Annotated in this window: 1 protein-coding gene and 1 pseudogene; both read left to right on the top strand. The window is 73.6% G+C overall.

Going from position 1 to position 1,920, the window contains the following annotated elements; all coding sequences use genetic code 11:
• Positions 1 to 117: 117 nt before the first annotated feature.
• The gene (locus tag ACFRFC_RS38210) at positions 118 to 1,077 is read left to right on the top strand and encodes a PDR/VanB family oxidoreductase (protein ID WP_383112708.1); all 960 of its coding nucleotides are present in this window, start codon (positions 118 to 120) and stop codon (positions 1,075 to 1,077) included.
• An 83-nt stretch (positions 1,078 to 1,160) separates the two neighbouring features.
• A pseudogene (locus tag ACFRFC_RS38205) lies at positions 1,161 to 1,920 on the top strand (cytochrome P450); the annotation flags it as partial.

The raw sequence follows: 1,920 nt of genomic DNA, 5'->3' as shown, positions 1-1,920 counted from the left end.
CATCCTTCCTGCATTCCTCAGACGGGAGGCGACATCGTGGTCGCAGACAATCGGCACACCGGCGGCAGGGCCGTCGGCACGCCGGCCGACACAGCCCTGGCTACGGCCCCGTCGCGCGTGCGCGCCACCGCGCCGAACACCGTGACGCTGGAGGTCCGGGCGAAGGACGCCGTCGCCGAGGGCGTGGTGTCCCTGACGCTCGCCCGGCCGGACGGCGGACGCCTGCCGGACTGGACACCGGGCTCCCACATCGACCTGATCCTGCCCGGCGGAGTGACCCGCCAGTACTCCCTCTGCGGCGACCGCTGGGACGCGCACACCTACCGCGTCGCCGTGCTCCGTGAGCCGGCCGGACGCGGCGGCTCGGCCCAGGTCCACGACCGGCTCGCCGTCGGCGACGCCGTCGGAGTGGGCGGCCCGCGCAACAACTTCCCCCAGGCGCCGGCCGGCACCTATCTCTTCATCGCCGGCGGCATCGGCATCACCCCGGTCCTGCCGATGATCCAGCAGGCCGAACTCCTCGGCATCGAATGGACCCTGCTCTACGGAGGGCGCACCCGCGCCTCCATGGCGTTCGCCGACGACCTGGCACGGGCCCACGGAGAGCGCGTCCACCTCGTCCCGGAGGACGAGTACGGGCTCCTGGACCTGGCGTCGTGGCTGGGCCGCGCGGTGCCGGACCGCAAGGTGTACTGCTGCGGCCCTGCCCCTCTGCTCGCCGCGGTGGAGCAGCACTGCGCCCACTGGCCGGCCCACAGCCTGCGCACCGAGCGGTTCACCGCCTCCGAACTCACGGCGCCCGTGCACCAGACGCCCTTCGAGGTCGAGCTGCGCCGCACCGGACGCACGGTGACCGTCACCCCCGACATCTCCGTGCTCCAGGCCCTGCGCGGCGCCGGAGTCGATCTGCTGTCCTCCTGCGAGCAGGGCACCTGCGGCACCTGCCTCACCACGGTCCTGGACGGTGTCCCCGACCATCGTGACTCCGTGCTCGCCGACCATCAGCGGGCCGCCAACGACTGCATGTTCCCGTGCGTGTCCCGCTCCCGGGGCGACCGCCTCGTACTGGACCTGTGAACTCCGCGCCCCCTCCCATCCCCGCGCCTGTCGACCGCTCTGATCGCCCCGAACGCTCAGCAGCGCTGACCGCTGGAGCAGCCATGACCGACACCCTGGCACCGTCCGTGGTGCCCCCCACGAGCGACGCGGACCCCTTCGCCACCGAGCACCTGCGCAACCCCGAGCCACTGCACCGCGCACTGCGCGAGGCGGGCCCGGTGGTCCGCCTCTCGCGCTACGACGTCCACGCCCTGGCCCGCTACGAGGAGGTGCGCGCCGCACTGGCCGACTGGCAGAGCTACGAGTCCGGAGCGGGCGTGGGCCTGGCCGACTTCCGCCACGAGAAGCCCTGGCGGGCGCCCAGTCTGCTGCTGGAGGCCGATCCGCCCGCGCATGACGCGCCACGCCGGGTCCTGCGCGAGATCCTCGCCCCGCCCGCGCTGCGCCGGCTGAGCACCGCCTGGCACACGGTCGCCGAGGAACTGGTCGACGCCGTACTGGCCGAGGGCACCCGCTTCGACGCCTTCACCGCGCTGGCCAGGGCGTTCCCGCTGCGGGTCTTCCCCGACGCGGTCGGCCTGCCGCCCGGGAACCGCGACCATCTCCTGCCCTACGGGAACATGGCCTTCAACGCCTTCGGCCCGCGCAACGAGCTGGTGGAGGCCGACGCGCACCGCGTCGCCGAACTCTCGGCGTGGGTGAACGCCCAGTGCACCCGAGAGGCGCTCGGCGAGGACGGCTTCGGCCCCCGGATCTGGGCCGCCGCCGACCGAGGTGATCTCACCGAGCAGCAGGCGCCCCTGGTCGTCCGCTCCCTGCTCACCGCCGGGGTCGACACGACCGTGCACGGCCTGTCCGCCG

It is taken from the genome of Streptomyces sp. NPDC056734 (assembly GCF_042790455.1).
Taxonomy (GTDB): Bacteria; Actinomycetota; Actinomycetes; order Streptomycetales; family Streptomycetaceae; genus Streptomyces.
Note: the sequence above shows the minus strand (reverse complement) of the source record. Positions and strands in the feature narration are given on the sequence as shown.